The organism is Chroococcidiopsis sp. SAG 2025 (genome assembly GCF_032860985.1).
Classification (GTDB): domain Bacteria; phylum Cyanobacteriota; class Cyanobacteriia; order Cyanobacteriales; family Chroococcidiopsidaceae; genus Chroococcidiopsis.
This window is the reverse complement of the sequence record NZ_JAOCNC010000005.1, coordinates 273,909-292,388: the sequence shown is the minus strand read 5'-3', so window position 1 is coordinate 292,388 and position 18,480 is coordinate 273,909. Positions and strand designations below refer to the sequence as shown.

The window sequence follows — 18,480 nt, the reverse complement described above, 5'->3', positions numbered from 1 at the left end:
GGTTAGTATCCCCTGGTTTGTGTCGGTGCAATTTCTTCGAGGGCTTCAGTCACAGCTTTGCGAAATTCATCTTCCAAAACATCGAGAAATGAACCCTTTGTGGTTTCAGTCACCCAGGGGTCCATCACCACAGAGCGCAGAACCGTCACTGATGCTCCAGCTGACTCTCCTACCCCTAGACGGCGCTTATAGTCTTGGATGAAGACATCTCCATATTGAGTGGCGTTTAAATCGGTGGTGCTCACAATCAGATCGTAGCCGTAAATATCATGCCCTGGATTGATGCTCAGCCTGTCATAGAGCGCTTTATTCAGACGGTTAGCTTGAGCTAAATCGGGATTAAGAGTTCCTGATGCTGTTTTGAAGTTAAACGCATAAGCTAAGATGTTCTCATCTGGACCAATTTCTGCAAGTAAAGCCATTGCTCCAGTGTGATTAATAATCTCCTCATTGGTCTTGCCAACAATTCTGTCCCGAATGAATTGAATCTGTTGCTTGATATCAGCTCCTTTCGCTTCCGCAGGCAATCGAGGAACGGGAACGACAACAAACGGATCTTCCGGTCGTGCCATACACAGCAGTCGTGCATACAGTTTCTTGCAACTAAAGAGCGCTTGGCCGATGATTTTGCCATAACCACTCTTGGAGGGTCGAATCACTCGATGGCTTAGGTAAACCGCTGCAGCTGCGGCTCCGGGTTTAGATCCTTCGATGCCATAGATTCCTACTGTCGGTTCTGTATCGCCGTGAAAGACGACAGGAGCACTAAAAGTAACAAGGTCGCGCATCGCTGAATTGCGGTAGCAGAGTGCTCCTGCTGGATAGGGAATGTAGCCGGACTTATGCGGGTCTACTGTAATCGAATCGGCATAGCCCAACGCTTCGAACTGCTCAACTACATATTGCTTCAACGGCATGGCGGGAGGCGGCGGGGCGACAAAACCAGGCGGCTCAGGCATATCAAAATCATCCCGGATGACGGAAATATGGTAGCCGCCCCAAGCGGCATCCCCATGAACAGTAAATTCTAAGCCCCGTACCCGAAATTCCTCGCGTAGCTCCAAGACACTGTGAATCGGGTCAATTGCACTCTCTTCCGTACTGCCCATCACAGCAATCACTGTATAAACAGGTCTTTTCTCTGCTAGACATTTTTCCAAAAGCTCTCTCAGAGCGGCAATGCTCATTCTTGCATCTGTATCTACAGGTACATCAATCATATTGGACGCACCAATACCGAGGAGAGCAGCCGCTTTGGGGAATGAGTAATGTTTCGTCCCTGGAACGAAGAAGACAGGAGACTTATCAATTTGGCTGAGAAAGCGGCGGGAAAATTCTTGGATCCCTAGACTTTGTAGAGAACATTTATTGAGACTGGCAGTAACAGTATCTCGTGAAATTTGGTATTCGTTGGTTAGTCGAGTTGGCAAAGCGAGGATGTCATCGGCTTTGAGGTTGAGCACTGACCAAGTGTCTAATCCAATCAAAGGGACTGATTCACCAGATGGGAGCAGGATGGCTATCTCTTTGGCATTTGCTAGGGCGAGGTCTTCTTTCAACGCTGCTTGTAAAGCCAAGGGATAGAACTTGAGATTTCTTGCTGACCAGATCGCCTCAATATTGGCAACAGTGCCATCACAGGTAATATGTCCCCAGGGTCGAATAGCTCCTTTTTCGATGTCTGCTTCATCGGGAATGGTGTATCCGAGCATTTTACAGAGATCGTCGCCGACCAGGATTTCCAGAATTGTTGTCGCCGTTGATCCTTCAAAAGCGACGTTATTGGGGTTGTAGAGCATGGCGGCGAAGTAGCCCAGAATACCAGGAATGGTTAAATCCCAGTTCATGTGTCCTTGATAGCGCATACTGAAGAAGGGGACAGATTTCTTCAGAAATGCCAGCAAAGACTGATATCCCTCTTTTAAGCAATCCATTGCTTCAAGATATTCGGGTGATCGCTTCATCTCCTCAGTGATGTGTGTGGGATCTCCTGGATGAAAATTTCTTCTCCAGAATGCCTGATCTCGAATAGCTTCCACAATAAAGCGTTCTAATTCATCGACATTTTCCGCTTTCGGGCCTAAAAACCAAGCTTCAAGGGCACGAGTTCCTGTCCCTTTAAAGTCAGGCATCTCCCCTGTTTGGGAAAAAACGCGAATTCCTTGACGGGCTTTTTCAAAGCCTTGACTTTGAGAGTGGCGGGGAATATTCATCAGCTTTTTACTCCTAAGAGAATCTTTGGATGAGACGGAGTCAAGGCTTATTAAGTAGGGGCAGGAGATGCTCCTCCGCCCCTACGCTTTACCTATAAGCCTGGAGGCAGATTAGTATCTTTAACAATTCCATTGAGCGAAGCCCCAGAACAATCGGCATTGGGTCCCATACCAAACTTAGCGAAGGCTGTCCAAACTGCCCTTCTGACTTCGGTATAATCGGCATCATTTAAGCGTCCCACCGTATGCAAGTCATCGAGTGCCTTGAGAATTGCGTCACGTTCATCTAAGAAGCTGGGATTGGAGGGAGACAATTTTAACCCATCGACGACAATTTGCCAGCCAATCTGATGACCGCGATCTTGTGACCCTAATGCCTGCCCAATCTTGCGGTTCATCTCCATCAAGGTGGCACACCAAATTTCACCAATATTATGTTCTTGGACGTAACGATCCTTCCCAATGTTGCCAAAGCCATGAGGGAAGTTGCTATCGTAAGGGTAGAAACGAATACCTTTAGAATCGTCGACCACCCAGTCTCCCGTGACGACTTTTTCTTCTTCAACTGACTTGCCAAAATTTTGAATCGTGAGGGCAAAATAGTCACTCCATCCTTCGCCCATACCTCGGCTTTGGGGTTGTTGGAGTCCCTGTGGACTATTCATTCGACCACCGACTAAGCGGTTAGTGACACCATGAACAAATTCATGGAAGACCACATCCGCATCAAAAGCAGTGTGCCGTCCGGTAGAAGCCACCAACCCCATGTTCATAATGGGCTTTCGCCCATCTTGTAGGGTTAACATATTCGCTGTTCCACGAACTGGACCACGAAAGGCGCGAGCATCCACCGGATCGCTAGCAGTTCCTTGCCCTGTATAATTCATCTCTTGAAAGTTGCCTACCGCTTCAGTAAAGCCTAACAAGTAGAAGAAATCGTGCATGTAGTTACAGAAGTAGAAGATGTTTAGGATCTTCTGTTCATCCCCTGTAGGCTCGTCAGGATTGAACACGACATTGCCATTTTGCATCTGCCCTTGAAGTTTCTTAATTTCACGTTCCCCTTCTGGAAATATTTCCTCCCATAAAGCAGCGATAGTATTATTGCCAACACAATTATCATTAGTACACCAGCGACCAGGAAACTGAGGAGGCAGAGAAGAGGGTCTTGGGACAGGATAATCATTCAAATCTCTGGGAAACGCAACTATTTTCCGAGGAGTTCTACCCGGATTTTCTGTGTAAACATTGGCCTCAACCGCTGTATGCATTAAGCTTTGGCAGTAAAGAATCTCTGGCTCAAAACGATCTGCTGAGACAATGACTTCATATTGCTCCTGATAACCTGGCAGAGTAATTAGCACGTACCATCCCAGGCGCGTCTCAGGATTTTGATAAAAGAGGACGAGGTGAGCAGAAATTGGGTTAGCAAATGGTCCTTTATCCAAGACAGTCGGTTGACTAGGCATGGGGAAAGCTGCTAGCACTTGGGGAACATAATCGGACAGGTCGACAGTAATTGGGGCCATTGGTTGTCCCCAGCCATCGGTCATCTCCTCAGCTTCATCGGACGTGGCGACATATTGGGCGGCGGCTGTCACGGCTTGGTTAACGTCAATTTGCGGTGCAATATTTATTCCATTTGGGAGATCTACGTTATTGCCAACAACTTCGCTAATCTCGCGCCTGGAAGAAAAGCGAACGGTACGAACCATTTGAAAGACGGGGATACCATGATAGGTTTGTTGTAAGTGAATGGCGAGACTATCGGCACTGGTCGTTTCGATCGTGGGGTCTGGAACGAATTCTACCGGATCGCTTGGAGCAAATCCGAAAGCAGCACTGGTCTGAGTGACAAAGTTTAACGCCTGGTCAATCAGCGCTCCTTCTGTACTTGGGGCGTTGTTTGACACAAGAGTATTGGGCGTACCTGTGAGCGAATTCAAGTAAGAGACACTAACAGTGTGGTCTCCGGGCAATTCATTAGAGACAAATGACGCAGCTTCGCTGAGTTCATTAATACGGGCGTCAGTCGCACGATTTGTGCTGAAGTCACGAATGTCAATAAAACGTACCATTGTGCATACCTATTTGTAATGAAAAAGCGGAAATTATAGAACAAGGAAAAAACTAGGTTTTAATACCCTGCTATGGGTTGAACCCAAATTACGCATTTGCCGTCACCCATGCGGCAGCACCAACTACGCGGGCGATATCAGCCGCATAGTCAAAATCGACAAAAGTATCCCCTTCTCTGTGATAGTTGGGGTTGGGTTCAGCATTGGGTGACGCTGGATCGGGGCCGACGAAAAAGTCCTCAGAGGTTACGCAAGCTGCATAGCCTCGTTGGTGAAAGCTTGCATGATCGCTTCTCCCCTCGGCAGGATCGGGTTGAGTATAGATCTGAGGGCGTTCCAATGTGGGAGATACCGTAGAAACCAGCCGCTCAAGGCGTTGGGCGAGAACGAGCGATCGCTCTTCCACATCGGCTGATGCTGCATAACCAACGTGAACTTCAAAGGAACGAGGGGAGTTGACATTGTAGCCAACCATGTCCATTTGATACACGCCAACAAGGGGAGCAGCTTTAGCAGCTTGTGTTCTGGCATAAGCTTGGCTACCCACCAAGCCATGCTCTTCTGCATTAAAGAGGACAAAGCGAATCGTTCTTTTGGGAAGGTTAAGGGAAACAAGCTCTTTAATAACTTCGGCGATCGCTAAGACAGAAGCTACACCACTAGCATCATCATCAGCACCGGGTGCAGGATCGTTTTTGGTATCGAAAGGAGCATCACTGGCAGCCGTGGAATCTAAATGAGCCGTGACTAACACAATCTCCTTTGATGCACTACCTTGAAGTTCTGCTTCTACATTGTATAACTCCCGTCCTTCATGGACGAAGCGATCCATTCTAACGCTGAAGTGCTCCCCTCCAATAGTTTTGAGATCTTGCGCTAATGCTTCTGTCACCAATGGCATATCCGAACTGTGAATATGTCGGCTCTTGATATTGACTCTCTGCTCGTCGTCATTGAGGGGTTTTATCCCTACATATCGCTCCAGGTAGCCGCGAATTTTTTCAGGTGTGATGGCTGTAAACTTATCCAGTTCAGCTTGACTCAAGGATGGCTCAACACTAGGAGTTTGTAAAAAGCTGGCGGTTCTCGCATTATTGCCTTCTCCAAAGGGTTCAAGCAAACTAGGATCGGGCAGCAGTTTCAGATTATGTCCATGTTGGGCTTTATCAAAATGATAGTCCTCTACCGAGTGATCGCCCGGTAAGGCAACAAAAAGACCTTCCGTTGAAGAAGCCAAAACCATTTTGGAGGGTTCATCGTTGGCAAAAAATTGCGTAGCTCCTCCTTGTGGGTTGAGAAAGCCAGTGCTTTTTTGAAGATCATCCCGTAGCAGATAAACTTCCGTAGTCAGGGGATCGTCTTCACTGCCCAGGCGATCCACTGCAAATCCCAAGTCATCGAGCCTCATCGCTGCCTGAGTTGTAGCGATTGCGTAAACCTGATTTCCTTTTTCACCAGTCACATACAAGGGAACGATAGGCAGACCTCTAACGGCTGACCGCCACTCCTGCTCACTTTGCTCGACGGGGGCAGACACGCGAATATATTTCAACCTTTTGCCGTCAAGAACTTCCCAAACTAGTAGAGGATGCGGTACTACGCGCCAACCCTCGTTGACGGCGGATTTACGCTCCTTACTATCTTCTCCCACAAAGAAGCAATGTTCAGGAGCAGTAGCATAACCTGAGCGTTCAGCTGCTAATTGAAAGATTTCAGGAGAAGGTTTTCTGATGCCAACCGCTGAGCTATAGATGAGTAAGTTTGGCTTAAAGAAGTTGTAAATTCCAGCTTCTTCAAGCACTCTTTTCATATCATCTTCTGTTTCATCGCCAGTGTTGGATATGATGCCTATTTGAACATTTTTATCTTTTAGCTGCTGGAGTATGTCTGGTATGTATGGATAAATATCTAGTCCTTCTAAACGGTAGGGAGGAGGTGAGATTCTCGGAGTCCCTAAAGTATCTCCAATGTCAAAAAAGACTATTGGTGTTGTAGTTCCATTCATGGCTGAGCTTTTTAAATAATTAAGGCTTTACGTAGAGCGACTAAACTTTAGGTCATGTCTTAGATCAACTTTATCCATTTGCTGACAGCGCGATCGCATCCGCCAAAACTCTTGTCGAGCCGAGATGATTGATTTTTCGATATCGCCAGAACCATTCACAATGGAAGAAAAAGTTTTGCGCGACTAGCTAGAACTTTTGCCAAATCACAGGGGTTATATTCTTTGATTTGGATAAAGTCGAGCTTAAGTCATATCTACAAACTAAACTTAAAATTTTGCCCTACAAGCTATCACTCAAAGTTACTTCTTACCTTTCCGGAAACACGCTGGTTTTTGTAAAATCTCTTAATAAATCAACAAGCTACTAGTAGAGAAGCCAGTGTGTTTGCCTAGAGAGTGTTATGCACTTAGTAGCTCAAGCTCTGCAAACTGCCTGAGCATGAGGATAGCAAAGGCAATCAAATGAAATTTGCATATTGTACATTGTTTGCCTCAAAGTATTTTTAAGGACTCTGTTGCAAAAGATATTTGAAGTAATAAAATATCTTAGATAGCTCGAGTTTAAGTTATTTTACACGTTGTTTTCTTCTATTCAAACAATTTCTTCTCCATGCCTCACCTTTAAAGATTTTCATTTAGAAAATCTAATTTGGAAGCAGCATCTTTGTAGTAGCTAAATTAAACCGTTTCAGGTTAATTTAAATACTTTAAATTCCTGAAGCTTTATGCTTTCTGAAAAATCAAAGCTAAAAAGAGAAGTAAAAAACCACTTTGTTCTGTTTTGTTCTGTCAACTACTATTTCTTGCACTTGACGAATGGATAAACTGAGAGACTTGCACTTGGTTAAATCGATCTCAACCATCTGTTGACTATCTTAGAGATTTTGTGCAACCCAAACTAGAGGCAAACGCGCAAATATAATTGCGCGTTTACGCAAGACAACCGAGTGCAATCTGGGTTACATTGAAAGAGCTAGCTATTTCTCAGCACTTGAAGCGAAATATACTCGGGCAGCCTTTCCCGCTGGGAGCGCAACAGATTATGGTGTTTTTGTCACACCTGTAGTATTTTTCTGGTTTAAAGCCTTTTGTTGAGAAATTTACCTCAGAAAAGCTTATTTCTTCATCAGGTATTCTCAATAATTTAAATCCTTGAAAACCTATACTACAAATCACTTTAATTTGTTACGCTCCCTTTCCCGCTCCCTCTAGATCTACATAGATTTAGTGGTGCTCTGAAGACGCTAAGTGCGTGTAGCAAAGCTTTGTAGAGATTTTCGTCAGAATTGTTCGCACGCAGCCAAGTTATTCCTACATAATCCCTAAGCGGGGAGCGCGATACCTGCTCTGCTATTGAGGAAAAATCCACTTATGGACATCTTTTCCGGCGCTACGCTTTGTCAAGCACTCTTATTACTAAATATTCTCAGCTTTCCCGCCAATGCTAGCCAAATTTGGGAAGGTACGGGACGGGTGATTAGTGGAGGGAGCGTAACAAATTAAAGTGATTTGTAGTATAGGTTTTCAAGGATTTAAATTATTGAGAATACCTGATGAAGAAATAAGCTTTTCTGAGGTAAATTTCTCAACAAAAAGGCTTTAAACCAGAAAAATACTACAGGTGTGACAAAACACCATAATCTGTTGCGCTCCCTTTCTGACACCAGGCTCGGATTGCTTCATGACTACATTGATCCCACGATACAGCAGCAGTTTTTGTACGTCCCTGGATTGTTGCTGCAAGTAGTAGTCAGTGCCGCCAACGTGAGTGAAAAAGCTGGAGCACTGTTGCTTCTGGAGAAAATTGTCGCTCAGTTCCCACGACTATTGAAGGTTTTTGCAGACGGAGGTTATGAGGGTAAAGACTTTAATCAAAAAGTCAAAGATGAGCATCACCTAGACTTGGAAGTAGTTAAGCGTAAGCAAAGCAAAGGTTTTCAAGTATTACCCTGGCGGTGGATAGTCGAGCGCACTCTAGCATGGATAGTGCGGCATCGACGACTGACTATTGATTATGAAGCTTTGCCTGCTACTTCTGAAGCCTTTATCTATGCTGCTATGCTTCGCATCATGCTCAGACGACTAGCGTAAGAATTTATACTTCTCAGACATCCTCTCAAGTCGGTGCAACGCTATCTCAAGCAACTCTGAGAGAGCCTTCTGCTCAAGAATGTGCCGCCCCTACGACGGATTTGATTGTCCAAGTCGATGGTGGACACATTCCGGTTAAACAGAAAGGGAAACGCAGTTTTGAAGCTTTGTCTGCCATTGCGTATCAACCTGACAATATTAAACAGGTGGATCAAAACCATCGACAGATTACCAATAAGACCTGTGTCGTTTCAACCCTCAATGACGAGTTGGATACCATCAAAAGTTTCGTGCTAAATGCTGCCCACAAGCAAGGAATGACAGAACAGACAAGGGTAACAGGTCTAGCAGATGGTGCCAATAATTGCTGGTCTGTGGTACTGTCCCTGAAATCTCATTGTTTAGATTTAGAGTGTATTCTGGACTGGTTCCACATTGGACAAAAGTTTCAGAATGTTAAAAACTTGGTGAATCTTTTGAGGAATCCCTGGATAGCGTGAAATGGGCTGTCTGGCATGGTGAAGTCCAAGCAGCTCTTACAAAGTTGAAATTGCTCCAAGACAACATTACTGATAATGCCAAGCAATCCAAGATTCAGGGATTGCTTGGTTATTGAAGAACAATCTTAATTATCTCATCAATTATGAGCAGCGGAAAAATTCAGGGAAAAGTCTATACTAGCCAAACTGTAGAATCGCAGATTGACTTACTGATTAATGCACGACATAAGCGGAAACAAAAATGCAATGGACCAGAGAAGGCGCATAATGTCTTGCAAATTAGAGCCAAGATGGAGAGTCACGAATGGAATAGACAATGGCAAGACGCCGTCCTGGAAGCTCTAATTGGTGCAGCGTGAAGCTAATTATAGCATAATAATCTCTTCCGCTTCCTACTGTCATCGGCTTCGCCTGAAACCAGCTTGAGATGTAGAAACCCGCATAACTCCAAGTGAAGCTCGCATTTGGAGTAGAAGGGTATGCTTGAAGAGACATTCGACCCGCTTCCGGAAGAGGAGCGGGAAGAGCTTGGATTCACTACCTGTGATAAGTCCCATGAAAAACACGATTGGATGCCGAGTGAATAAGAATTCATTTGCGAGTCTATTACGATTCGAACGGCGCTGATTCGCTGGCTCGAAGAACCGCTTTCAGAGGAGTCATGAACGCTTAAGAATCGGCGCTTCCTAGAAGAGCTAAGGAAAGGTAGCTTCTAGAAGGTGACGGAGCGGGCACTCCACGCTCCGAGCACCGGTTTTCTCCCGATGCGGTTTTCACCCATCGCGCTCCGAAAATTCACGTTTTCTCCTGGTAGAATGAAGGGACGATGTTCGACGCCTCATACGGGCGTTTACGGTGATGCCCCGCACGAAGAAGAATGCAACTATTCCTGCTTCAAGAAAGTCCGACGCAATCAATGCTGAAGCTGCTTCAGAGCGGGAAATCCCGGCCGAGGAGGAAGAAAGAGTACCTGTCGCCGACGGCGAGGCGATAGTAGCTGACCTTCCTGATGATTCGCCTTTCGAGGCGAATCATGGGGAGATGACATCGATATGCTACAGGATGAGGGAAAGTACGGGCGCTTGAGGAAATAGCGGACGAACCCGTGGTGAGTCCTGAGAGTGACGGCAGTGAAGGGGATGAGGTCGAAGAAAGCGCGCTTGTCGTAGCGGTGGCAGATGCGGAAATCATTACCAGCGAAGGTGGGGAGGAAAAGACGCGCCCCTGACAGCAGAAGAAAGGGAGCGCTTTGTTACCCTCGAGCGGCAGGTGGAAGATTCGTTTCTTACTGCCGCAAGAGCGTTACAAGAGATAAGCGAGAGAAGGCTTTATCGAGAATCATACCCGACATTCGAGGACTACGTAAGGGACAGGTTCGACTTTACAAAGCGCCTTGCCTACTACTATATCGATGCGGCAAAAGTCGCAGACAATCTTTTCAAAGTGAACTAAAAGTTCACATCATGCCGACAAGCGAAACACAGCTACGTCCCTTGAAAAGCCTCCCCGAACAGCAAAGAGTCGTGTGGGAGAAGTCCGTCGAGAAGGCGAACGGAAAAGCCCCAAGCGGCGCTCTTGTGCAGCAAACGAAAGAGGAACTCTTTCCACCGGAAAGTGACGGAAAAGCTTCTCCCCGACAATTGAAGTGGGGAGACGTTTGTGTTATTCAGGGAACTACAAACGAGCTTCTTACCGAGCGCTGGGGCTACTGGACCATTGTCGATGAGATGACGAATGACGGCTCTGTCACCATCTCCCTTTACGATCGCGCTCGAATCGCTCCTGTAGCGCCTTCCGAACTCGTGCCTCTTCCATTCAAAGCGAAGGAAAAACGCGCTCGGAAAAAGCTTCTCGACCGCCTCCATACGATTGATGAGGGCTTAGGGGATGACGATCGGGCGGTAAAGCTTCTTGTCCGACATTTTGGCACTCTAAAGGCCCCATCTCTCACGCCGGTTGAAGAGGACATCCTGAGACTCCTTGAGCGTCAGGCAAGAAAGTCATCATCCGCCGAAGAAGAAATTTCAGAGGATGCTACATCGGAAAGCTGAAAAATCCCGGTTTCATATAAATTCATTGACTAAAGAGAGGTTTAAAATTAGCACACCAGAAATTCTAATGACTACTTTTGTTTGTGTTGCGATTGAGTTCTCAACTGGAATGTTTTAGGGCTTGTATTTCGCTAATGCTGTATCTTTCTACCGTAGCCCATGACAAACAAATCCTGCCCAGTAAATTGGGTGCTCAAAGGATAAGGTTGAGCACATAAGTACTCAATCATGTCAAGCGTGTCTCCAATGCGAATAGTGACCCCTGCCCAATACTTGCGTTCCTGCTTTGTTGTCGCCTGTCTGCACTTGTTTTCTGCTTCATCGTAGTTCAGATTTAGCATTGCCTCGAGTTTAGGTCGATAGGTTTGGTCTAAAATACTGCCTGTCATTACTCGTAGTGTTTGTTGTGCTTGTTGCAGTGCTTGAGGGCGATTCATGTTTCCATGCCTCTGATGGCGATTTTGGTGATAGAGAATAGAGAAAATTGCTGTGGCCAGGTCATCAACCGACCACAAGGTGCTGATGACGCTTCTTGCCCCAGCACAGAGGAAGCCCGTTGCCAGCGTGAGCACGTCATCAGTATGATCGAGCGATCTACCCAATCCTGTCTCACAGCACGAGAGAAATACATCAGCTAATTGCGGCAGCCGCCAGGCGGGAGAGAGAGTAATTCTCCTAACGTAATGGCTCCATCGGCCAGCTCTAATTTGGATTCCAAAGGGTTATCTAGGCGAGACTGGGCATGATGACACGAGAGGAGCATCTGAATCTGTTGCTCTTGTAGCAGGCGTTTATAGTTGCTTACAGTTGCTTCCTGGGGACCCCGCAATCGCAAGCCAGGGGAAACGTTGTAAAGGGTAGCCACTGATTCTGCTTCAAAGCTAGAACAAGGCAAGTCTCCAGAAGCATCTTCGATTAGACCGAGTAAGTCAGAAGTGAGGGGTGGGCGCTGATGGCAGAACTGGAGAACTTGACAACTGGGAACAACCCGCAGCGTGAATCGATCTCCTAACAGTCCTTGACTGGTGGGCAGAGCTGCAAATGGAATTTGGTGCAATCCCAAATGGGGAATCAGAATCAGTTCATCAATTGCTTGCAAGTGGTTTTGGATCAGATCTTCAATTTGTAATCGTTGGGAGAGTTCTGCTAATACAGCAGGTAAATTTGATTTCCAGCTACTCTGAGGCAATCTTTGTATTGCTCCATTATCTGCTAGTTGAATGCCGAGGTAAGCCCAAAGCCATCGGTCATTGAGCCATGCTAGAAGTGCGTTTCCCTGGTACGGGCAAGAGTGATAGGTTAACTGATTTTGACGTAAGACAAAAATATGGCTGCTGTCACCAATGCTATAAAAGCTGAGTAGGGCCGTGTTAGGTCGGTCAATTAACTGCTGTAGCTCGCTCAAGTTCAGGGCTCTTACTTCCAACAGCCCAGCAGAAACCGGGTCAAGTCGACTGAGCTGTTGACGCATCGTTTGTTTCTGTTGCTCTAGCTCCTGAATGTGTTGATGATCCACAGCGCCCCAGGCAGCACGACTACGCCTTGAACTTTCAGCACCAACGAGAGTGGGTTCTGAAGCCATCTTGAAATCGAGACGCAGGTTATCGATCTGTCGTTGCAGCGCTTCATACTGTTGCAGGTAGGATTGGACTTCATCTGGAGTATTCTCCTCCTGATAGAAATCGTTGATGGACATCAGCTCAACCAATCGTTTTGACCGAGACCGCTCCACAGTTTCCAACGCCAAATTCAATTTTCCAGTATTGATGCAGGCTTGCACCATTCGTGTATATACAGCAGATGCTCCTGCTTGAATTTGCTGACGGCTTGTTTCATTTGTGGCCCAACTCCGACTGCGTTCGACCGCTTTTATGGCAATTGCAAAGCCTTCAATTGCCACCTCCCAATCGCCCTCATTAAATCCAAGAAAACCCAAATCTTTACTAATTAGATAGCATTGACTTGGGAAGCTTTCAGGGGTATAGACCTGCAAAGCCTGCTGGTACAACTCAATCGCCTGCTCTAGATTCTCTGCCTGCTCCCCACGTATGCGCTTGAAGTAGGCAGTGGCAAGATTACTCACTATCGTTGCCCACTCAACGGGAAACTGCTCGCGGGTACGGACCTGCAAAACCTGCTGGAACAGCTCAATCGCCTGCTCCAGATTCTCTGCCCGCTCCCCACGTATGCGATCGCTGTAGGCATTGGCAAGATTATTCACCGTCGTTGTCCACTCGACGGGAAACTGCTCGCGGGTAGAGACCTGCAAAGCCTGCTGGTACAACTTAATCGCCTGCTCCAGATTCTCTGCCCGCTCCCCACGTATGCGATCGAAGTAGGCATTGGCAAGATTATTCACCGTCCTTGCCCACTCGAGGGGAAACTGCTCGCGGGTAGAGACCTGCAAAGCCTGCTGGTACAACTCAATCGCCTGCTCCAGATTCTCTGCCTGCTCCCCACGTATGCGTTTGCTGTAGGCAAGGGCAAGATGAGTCACCGTCGCTGCCCACTCGAGGGGAAACTGCTCGCGGGTACGGACCTGCAAAGCCTGCTGGTACAACTCAATCGCCTGCTCTAGATTCTCTGCCCACTCCCCACGTATGCGCTTGTGGTAGGCAAGGGCAAGATTATTCACTGTCCTTGCCCATTCATTTGGGAAAGACTCCTTAGATATAATAGGTAGAATTTTTAAAAGTGCTGCAATTGCCAGCTCCAAATTGATTGCGTGGTCTCCTTGGGAAAAACTTTTGATTAATCGACTAAATGAAAATAACATCAACGATACATTGAGCTGTGTTTCTCGCTCTGCCCCTAAGGATAAAGAGGTTTCAACCGAAATGGCTTCTAGAAGCATCTCGTTGAATCGCTCTGGATACTTCGCCCAAATAGGATAAATTTGTTGAGCGTTTCCTTGATACTGCGAAATTTGCTGCAATACGGTTCTCAGGAATTGCCGCGCCTCGTTACGAGGCGCGGCAATTCCTGAGAACAAGCTAAAAGGATGCTGTTTCATGGCGCTATGCTACCTGGCGTTCCCAAACCTCTGCTAAACGCTTCAGTAGGCGTTCGGCTATGTCCTGCAACTCAATCCGCTCAGTTAAACTATTAATTTCACGCCTCACCGATGCCTTTGAGTCACTTCCCGAAAGTAATCTCTCCCCTTTGACTCTCCAGAGACGGTGGTTTTGCTCAATGCGATAAATACGCTCCAGTTGAGCCACAACCATCAATTGCTCGTAGGGGTTCGACCAACGCTGTTGCAACTGCTCAGATTCGGCTATCGTTTCCAACAAGACTTGTTGCCCCAATTCCAAACGCTCAAAATAGTCCATTAAGTCATCCATCGACTGCAACTCACAGGGGGGAACCTCTCGACGCACATTTTCTGGCTCAGACAGAGGCAAAAATCCTAATAACCTTGCCTGTGTCGCCGACTGATTCAAATGCACCGCAATATAAGCAACGCGGTCATACCAAATCTCAGCAGGGATCGGCAGTGGCGCATCCAGATTTAAGATCGGATGACATTCTACTTTACCAAGTCCTACGATCATCAAATCTGCTGCATCATAAATCAGGTTCATGGGACTCCAACTGTCGCCTGCTGACAAATCAGTCGTAAATTGTTGCCACTGGAGGTAGATGTTCATCGCTAACACTGCCAACGTATTCCAATAAACCCGTTGTGCTTTATCGGATGACAGTTGCTGCCGTGCAAAAGCTTGAGCTTGAACGCGATCTTCTGCACTAATGGGTACACAAATTGTCAAGCCTGTAGGTTCATTCGTGCCACTTATCATGATTTACTCTTCTTCTGGTTGCCATTGATTCAATAACGGTTCACAAATTGCTTTCAATCGGGGTCTGCATTTTCGTTCATAAAAGGTACTCAACGCTGTACTAGGGGCGTTGAATTCGTTGGATAAGTCTTTCCATCTCGCCTCTGGCGGTAGCCGTCGCAAGATTAACACCTGGGCGGTTACCTGCGGATATTTCTTAATGTGGCACTTACGTAACTCGCCAGATTCATCCGCCTCTATCTTCGCTCGAACTAGCAAAAGCAGTTGCTGTTGAGAAATTTTCTCGATGAGGGGTTTACAGTGCTGGTCATAAAAAGGGCTTAGTGATGAAACAGGGATGCTCAATTGATCTGCTAATGCTTCCCATTCGAGCTCCAAAGAAAGTTGTTGCAGAATCAGCATCTGGCAGTTCACCTCAGAATGATTCTCAAGCTGGCATCTGCGTAACTCCCCAGTTGCATCTGCCTCCACTGCTGCACGAACTGTTTCTAGCAAAAATGGTGGAAGCGAAGCAAAGGGAAGGGGTTCCGGATCAGGCGCAGGAATTTGGTCGAAATCAGGAATTATCGGGGGCAGGGGGTTCTCCGTCTGAGCATCCCTTATGCAGCCATTCAGGCGCAATTTGAGCCGACCTATTATATGGGGTTCTTCGCAGAAAGGCGCCTTTATTCTCGGATATTTCTCTCTATTCACCTCACATAAATTCTCCCAGAAGTACAACCATACTTGCTGAAGACAACCCTCACAGTAAAAAGAACCATTGCACCGTAATTTTCCCGATTCTTGAATTAACCATAGAATCTTGTTGTTCTCTTTTTGTCTCTGTCGCTTGGTAGAAGATTGACAGGCTTCACGAATGCGCTGCTCCAATTCCTTCTGTAACTTTTGATTCGAGCGCTCCCATGAGCTGTCATTATCTGATGGCTGTTCTGGATTTGAGTCATCTGGGGGAGAAGCATCGGTCATACCCTATTCTCCAACGTTGTAGTACTACAGGTGTAAATATTAAAGGCAAACGCTGAAATGCCCGCAATTCCATTACTATTATGTAACAAAATGTATCGGAAAATTCCCTGAAAACCTCATCCCCTGGTTAACTCTAACTGTAGTATGTCGCCGCTGCTAGAAACGCTTTCTTGTATTTAGCTAGGCTGAATCGCCATTGCATAATAGCGGTTTTCAATAGGATAGAAGCCATTCTGTTTAGTTGAGTCAGGCTTAGTAGCTGACGATTGGTACACTCATGTGAAAACCGCTATAAGTCTATCTGAAATTCCTACCCTCTAGTTTTAGCAAATTACTTCTCTTCAACAAAGGAGCGCAGCTGAGATATTTGTTCAGGTTGGGTTTCACACCTCTATTCAAAAAAATTACTCTTTTTTTCGCTCCTTTTTGCGTAACTGCTTCAAACCGTCCGTTAAGGAATTAGAGCAGTTCAAGACAGGCTGTACCAACAGAACTTGCCGTTAGAACTGCTGCTAATACCTTAATGTATCGGAAGCTCAACAATGCAAGAACAAAAGTCTGGTGTTTCTGCTGTATTAATGAGCAGCCAGAATCTAACACGCAAACCTCAAGATACCCATCGACTGTAAAGTTATCAAATTTCTGCGAAAAGTTTGAGTTTGGGTTCGAAATCACAATAAGAGGCGAAAAGCAATGTTGCTTCTTACCCATAGCTAGAAAAAAGGATTTTGAAAATGCACATCACGTGGAAAGGGCTAGTTACTAAAGCTGCATTAGGAGCGATCGCAATTAACGCACTGACACTAAGTATCGCGCCTGCAGGATACACTTTAAATCGCGATCGTGGTTTCGGATCAGGTGAAGGGCAATTACAAATTAACGGTGCTGAGAAACCGGTGTGGGATAAATATTCTCCTACTATTCCTTCCCCTGACTTGATTTTCGACCAGCGGATTGACAAAAAATCTAATACCTATTTGGCAATAAATGTAGGTCCAATTGCTGAACCAATTGGTGGAGTAGTCGGACGGGTAGTTGGCGGTTTTGGTGGTCGACGTGGTGCCATTGTAGGTGAAAGGGTAGGTCGAAAAGTCGGGCATCATACGGATCGAGGTTTAAGTAAGCTGCATCATCGTCCAATTGCTGAACCAATTGGTGGAGTAGTCGGACGGGTAGTTGGCTCACGTTTTGGTGGTCGACCTGGTGCCACTGTAGGTAAAAGGATAGGTCGAAAAGTCGGGCATCATACGGGTCGAGGTTTAAGCAAGCTCCATCATCTTAACCGAGGACTCTTCAAACACTTTTAAGACGATGTCTGAGAAGTAGCTACTGAGGAATCCACCCTGTAAATATCGGAATTAGGCTGCAAGAGTTCATGTCACTCTAATGGTTAACTACGATTTAAGCGTAGTTAACCATTAGGGTGGCAACCAAGTATTACTAATTTGCGAACGCTCATTAAACGATTCGTTCAGTCAGGATTCTTTATAAAGTTTTGTTACTGTGATTGGTACACAGTGAGCCTATTTGACTAGTTCAATTTGAAAGTACTTGTCATACCTCCCCCTGTAACATTCTATTGCGAGTCATTTTTCGTCGTTCCATCTCTTCCTATACTTTTTTAGTAAGCGTGTACGCAGGGGGCATTTACCTAAAATAGACGCTACCTTGGTTCTTATTAGCGCCCAGTAACCGTGAAAGTGATCTTCAAAGCTTTCCTCTTGCATCTTCCACCTCTTCTCAAAAAGGACCGTTTTCGAGACTCATTTAAATAGGCTATAAAATGTGTTGCAAAACTCGTCTCGAAAGCTGTAGTCTCGGAAGTAGGATGTATTTAAGTTTTGAGACACTATGCTGGTAGGGTATGCTCGGGTTTCGACCCTCGATCAGAACTTGGACTTGCAACGGGACGCGCTCGTGTCCGCTGGGTGTGCCGCCGAGCGGATCTACACCGACCAGGCAAGCGGCAAGAACACTGAGCGTCTGGGGCTAAGGGATGCCCTCTCCTTCCTTCGGCCAGGAGACATCCTGGTCGTTTGGAAGCTCGATAGGCTCGGGCGGTCACTCACCGACCTTATAGAGCTCGTCCAGGGGCTTGCAGCTCGTGACATAGGCTTTAGAAGCCTCCAAGAGCAGATAGACACTACAACCTCTGGTGGAAAGCTCGCCTTCCACATCTTTGCGGCACTGGCCGAGTTCGAGCGGGACATTATACGTGAACGAACACATGCAGGACTTGCCGCCGCGCGAGCTCGCGGAAAGAAAGGAGGGCGGCCAACCAAGATGACAGAGCGGAAACGTGCTGCGGCTATGGAGCTTCTCTCTGACCCACAAGGGAAGAGTGTGAAGGAGGTGTGTGATGCTCTCGGTATCTCACGCGCCACGTTCTACAGGCATCAAGCAAAGGAATCACAATGAGCATACGATACACCCACTCCCAATGGTGCTTTCTCGCCTGGAAGCGAGAGCACCGGTACTATCGGGCCGAGCTTCGCCAGGATCTCTTTGGAAACTGGATCGTCATGAAGATGTGGGGGAGAATCGGATCGCGCCTTGGCGGAATGAAGGAAACCCTTTGCCGGACCTATGAGGAGGCTGATTCATGCTTCCAGACAGCAGTCCGGAGACGGGAGCGGAGAGGATACACATTGCAGGGCAGGAACCCATGACGTACCAGAAGACCTTTGACGGCCCATATCAGTTTCTGGCACCCAACGGATAGGCATAGAGCCGAGATAAGTGCAAGTGCGATTCGTTCTGGAGAAACCCAGATTTG

General features: G+C 46.6%; 15 protein-coding genes. 8 read left to right on the top strand and 7 right to left on the bottom strand.

Annotated features, from left to right (window positions below; translation table 11 throughout):
- Positions 1 to 2: 2 nt before the first annotated feature.
- From N4J56_RS38870 to N4J56_RS38860, 3 genes are all read right to left on the bottom strand, one after another.
- Positions 3 to 2,213 (bottom strand): pyridoxal phosphate-dependent decarboxylase family protein, encoded by a 2,211-nt coding sequence (locus tag N4J56_RS38870; protein ID WP_317112306.1) that lies wholly within the window; start codon positions 2,211 to 2,213, stop codon positions 3 to 5.
- Between the two features lie 92 nt (positions 2,214 to 2,305).
- Positions 2,306 to 4,126 carry a M36 family metallopeptidase gene (locus N4J56_RS38865; RefSeq protein WP_317112305.1) on the bottom strand — a complete coding sequence of 607 codons (1,821 nt, stop codon included), beginning with the start codon at positions 4,124 to 4,126 and terminating at the stop codon, positions 2,306 to 2,308.
- A gap of 253 nt (positions 4,127 to 4,379) precedes the next feature.
- On the bottom strand, positions 4,380 to 6,296 hold the full coding sequence (locus N4J56_RS38860; protein ID WP_317112304.1) for a M20/M25/M40 family metallo-hydrolase: 1,917 nt from the start codon (positions 6,294 to 6,296) through the stop codon (positions 4,380 to 4,382).
- Positions 6,297 to 7,667: 1,371 nt separating this feature from the next.
- Here N4J56_RS38860 and N4J56_RS38855 point away from each other — a divergent pair.
- From N4J56_RS38855 to N4J56_RS38840, 5 genes are all read left to right on the top strand, one after another.
- The gene (locus tag N4J56_RS38855; RefSeq protein ID WP_317112303.1) at positions 7,668 to 7,799 is read left to right on the top strand and encodes a hypothetical protein; all 132 of its coding nucleotides are present in this window, start codon (positions 7,668 to 7,670) and stop codon (positions 7,797 to 7,799) included.
- 171 nt (positions 7,800 to 7,970) lie between these two features.
- Positions 7,971 to 8,387, top strand: a complete 417-nt coding sequence (locus tag N4J56_RS38850) for a transposase (RefSeq protein ID WP_317112301.1) — start codon at positions 7,971 to 7,973, stop codon at positions 8,385 to 8,387.
- Between the two features lie 101 nt (positions 8,388 to 8,488).
- The gene (locus tag N4J56_RS41755; RefSeq protein WP_410500819.1) at positions 8,489 to 8,887 is read left to right on the top strand and encodes a hypothetical protein; all 399 of its coding nucleotides are present in this window, start codon (positions 8,489 to 8,491) and stop codon (positions 8,885 to 8,887) included.
- A gap of 143 nt (positions 8,888 to 9,030) precedes the next feature.
- Entirely contained in the window at positions 9,031 to 9,246 is a 216-nt protein-coding gene (locus tag N4J56_RS41750) for a hypothetical protein (RefSeq protein WP_410500818.1), read from the top strand.
- Positions 9,247 to 10,350: 1,104 nt separating this feature from the next.
- Positions 10,351 to 10,938, top strand: coding sequence for a hypothetical protein (locus N4J56_RS38840; protein ID WP_317112299.1), 588 nt, complete (start codon positions 10,351 to 10,353; stop codon positions 10,936 to 10,938).
- A gap of 131 nt (positions 10,939 to 11,069) precedes the next feature.
- On the opposite strand, the gene N4J56_RS38835 is transcribed toward N4J56_RS38840, so the two are convergent.
- Genes N4J56_RS38835 through N4J56_RS38820 form a run of 4 tightly spaced genes read right to left on the bottom strand, consistent with a single transcriptional unit; the run spans position 11,070 to position 15,704 of the window.
- On the bottom strand, positions 11,070 to 11,540 hold the full coding sequence (locus tag N4J56_RS38835; protein ID WP_317112298.1) for a CHAT domain-containing protein: 471 nt from the start codon (positions 11,538 to 11,540) through the stop codon (positions 11,070 to 11,072).
- A gap of 32 nt (positions 11,541 to 11,572) precedes the next feature.
- Positions 11,573 to 13,951, bottom strand: a complete 2,379-nt coding sequence (locus N4J56_RS38830) for a CHAT domain-containing protein (RefSeq protein WP_317112296.1) — start codon at positions 13,949 to 13,951, stop codon at positions 11,573 to 11,575.
- A 4-nt stretch (positions 13,952 to 13,955) separates the two neighbouring features.
- Positions 13,956 to 14,738 carry a DUF1822 family protein gene (locus tag N4J56_RS38825; protein WP_317112294.1) on the bottom strand — a complete coding sequence of 261 codons (783 nt, stop codon included), beginning with the start codon at positions 14,736 to 14,738 and terminating at the stop codon, positions 13,956 to 13,958.
- A 3-nt stretch (positions 14,739 to 14,741) separates the two neighbouring features.
- Entirely contained in the window at positions 14,742 to 15,704 is a 963-nt protein-coding gene (locus N4J56_RS38820; protein WP_317112293.1) for a hypothetical protein, read from the bottom strand.
- A gap of 734 nt (positions 15,705 to 16,438) precedes the next feature.
- Here N4J56_RS38820 and N4J56_RS38815 point away from each other — a divergent pair.
- The 3 genes from N4J56_RS38815 (at position 16,439) to N4J56_RS41745 (ending at position 18,373) form a co-directional block, all read left to right on the top strand.
- On the top strand, positions 16,439 to 17,011 hold the full coding sequence (locus tag N4J56_RS38815) for a hypothetical protein (RefSeq protein WP_317112292.1): 573 nt from the start codon (positions 16,439 to 16,441) through the stop codon (positions 17,009 to 17,011).
- A gap of 544 nt (positions 17,012 to 17,555) precedes the next feature.
- Positions 17,556 to 18,122 (top strand): recombinase family protein, encoded by a 567-nt coding sequence (locus N4J56_RS38810; protein ID WP_317112290.1) that lies wholly within the window; start codon positions 17,556 to 17,558, stop codon positions 18,120 to 18,122.
- Complete coding sequence (locus N4J56_RS41745; RefSeq protein WP_410500817.1) at positions 18,119 to 18,373, top strand: WGR domain-containing protein; 255 nt, start codon at positions 18,119 to 18,121, stop codon at positions 18,371 to 18,373. Before N4J56_RS38810 ends, N4J56_RS41745 begins: the two co-directional genes overlap by 4 nt.
- The last annotated feature ends 107 nt before the right edge of the window (positions 18,374 to 18,480 follow it).

Coding starts and splice junctions, on each gene's coding strand:
- N4J56_RS38870 (WP_317112306.1), bottom strand. CDS start 2,213: ATGAATATTCCCCGCCACTCTCAAAGTCAAGGCTTTGAAAAAGCCCGT.
- N4J56_RS38860 (WP_317112304.1), bottom strand. CDS start 6,296: ATGAATGGAACTACAACACCAATAGTCTTTTTTGACATTGGAGATACT.
- N4J56_RS38855 (WP_317112303.1), top strand. CDS start 7,668: ATGGACATCTTTTCCGGCGCTACGCTTTGTCAAGCACTCTTATTACTA.
- N4J56_RS41750 (WP_410500818.1), top strand. CDS start 9,031: ATGAGCAGCGGAAAAATTCAGGGAAAAGTCTATACTAGCCAAACTGTA.
- N4J56_RS38840 (WP_317112299.1), top strand. CDS start 10,351: ATGCCGACAAGCGAAACACAGCTACGTCCCTTGAAAAGCCTCCCCGAA.
- N4J56_RS38830 (WP_317112296.1), bottom strand. CDS start 13,951: ATGAAACAGCATCCTTTTAGCTTGTTCTCAGGAATTGCCGCGCCTCGT.
- N4J56_RS38825 (WP_317112294.1), bottom strand. CDS start 14,738: ATGATAAGTGGCACGAATGAACCTACAGGCTTGACAATTTGTGTACCC.
- N4J56_RS38820 (WP_317112293.1), bottom strand. CDS start 15,704: ATGACCGATGCTTCTCCCCCAGATGACTCAAATCCAGAACAGCCATCA.
- N4J56_RS38815 (WP_317112292.1), top strand. CDS start 16,439: ATGCACATCACGTGGAAAGGGCTAGTTACTAAAGCTGCATTAGGAGCG.
- N4J56_RS38810 (WP_317112290.1), top strand. CDS start 17,556: ATGCTGGTAGGGTATGCTCGGGTTTCGACCCTCGATCAGAACTTGGAC.
- N4J56_RS41745 (WP_410500817.1), top strand. CDS start 18,119: ATGAGCATACGATACACCCACTCCCAATGGTGCTTTCTCGCCTGGAAG.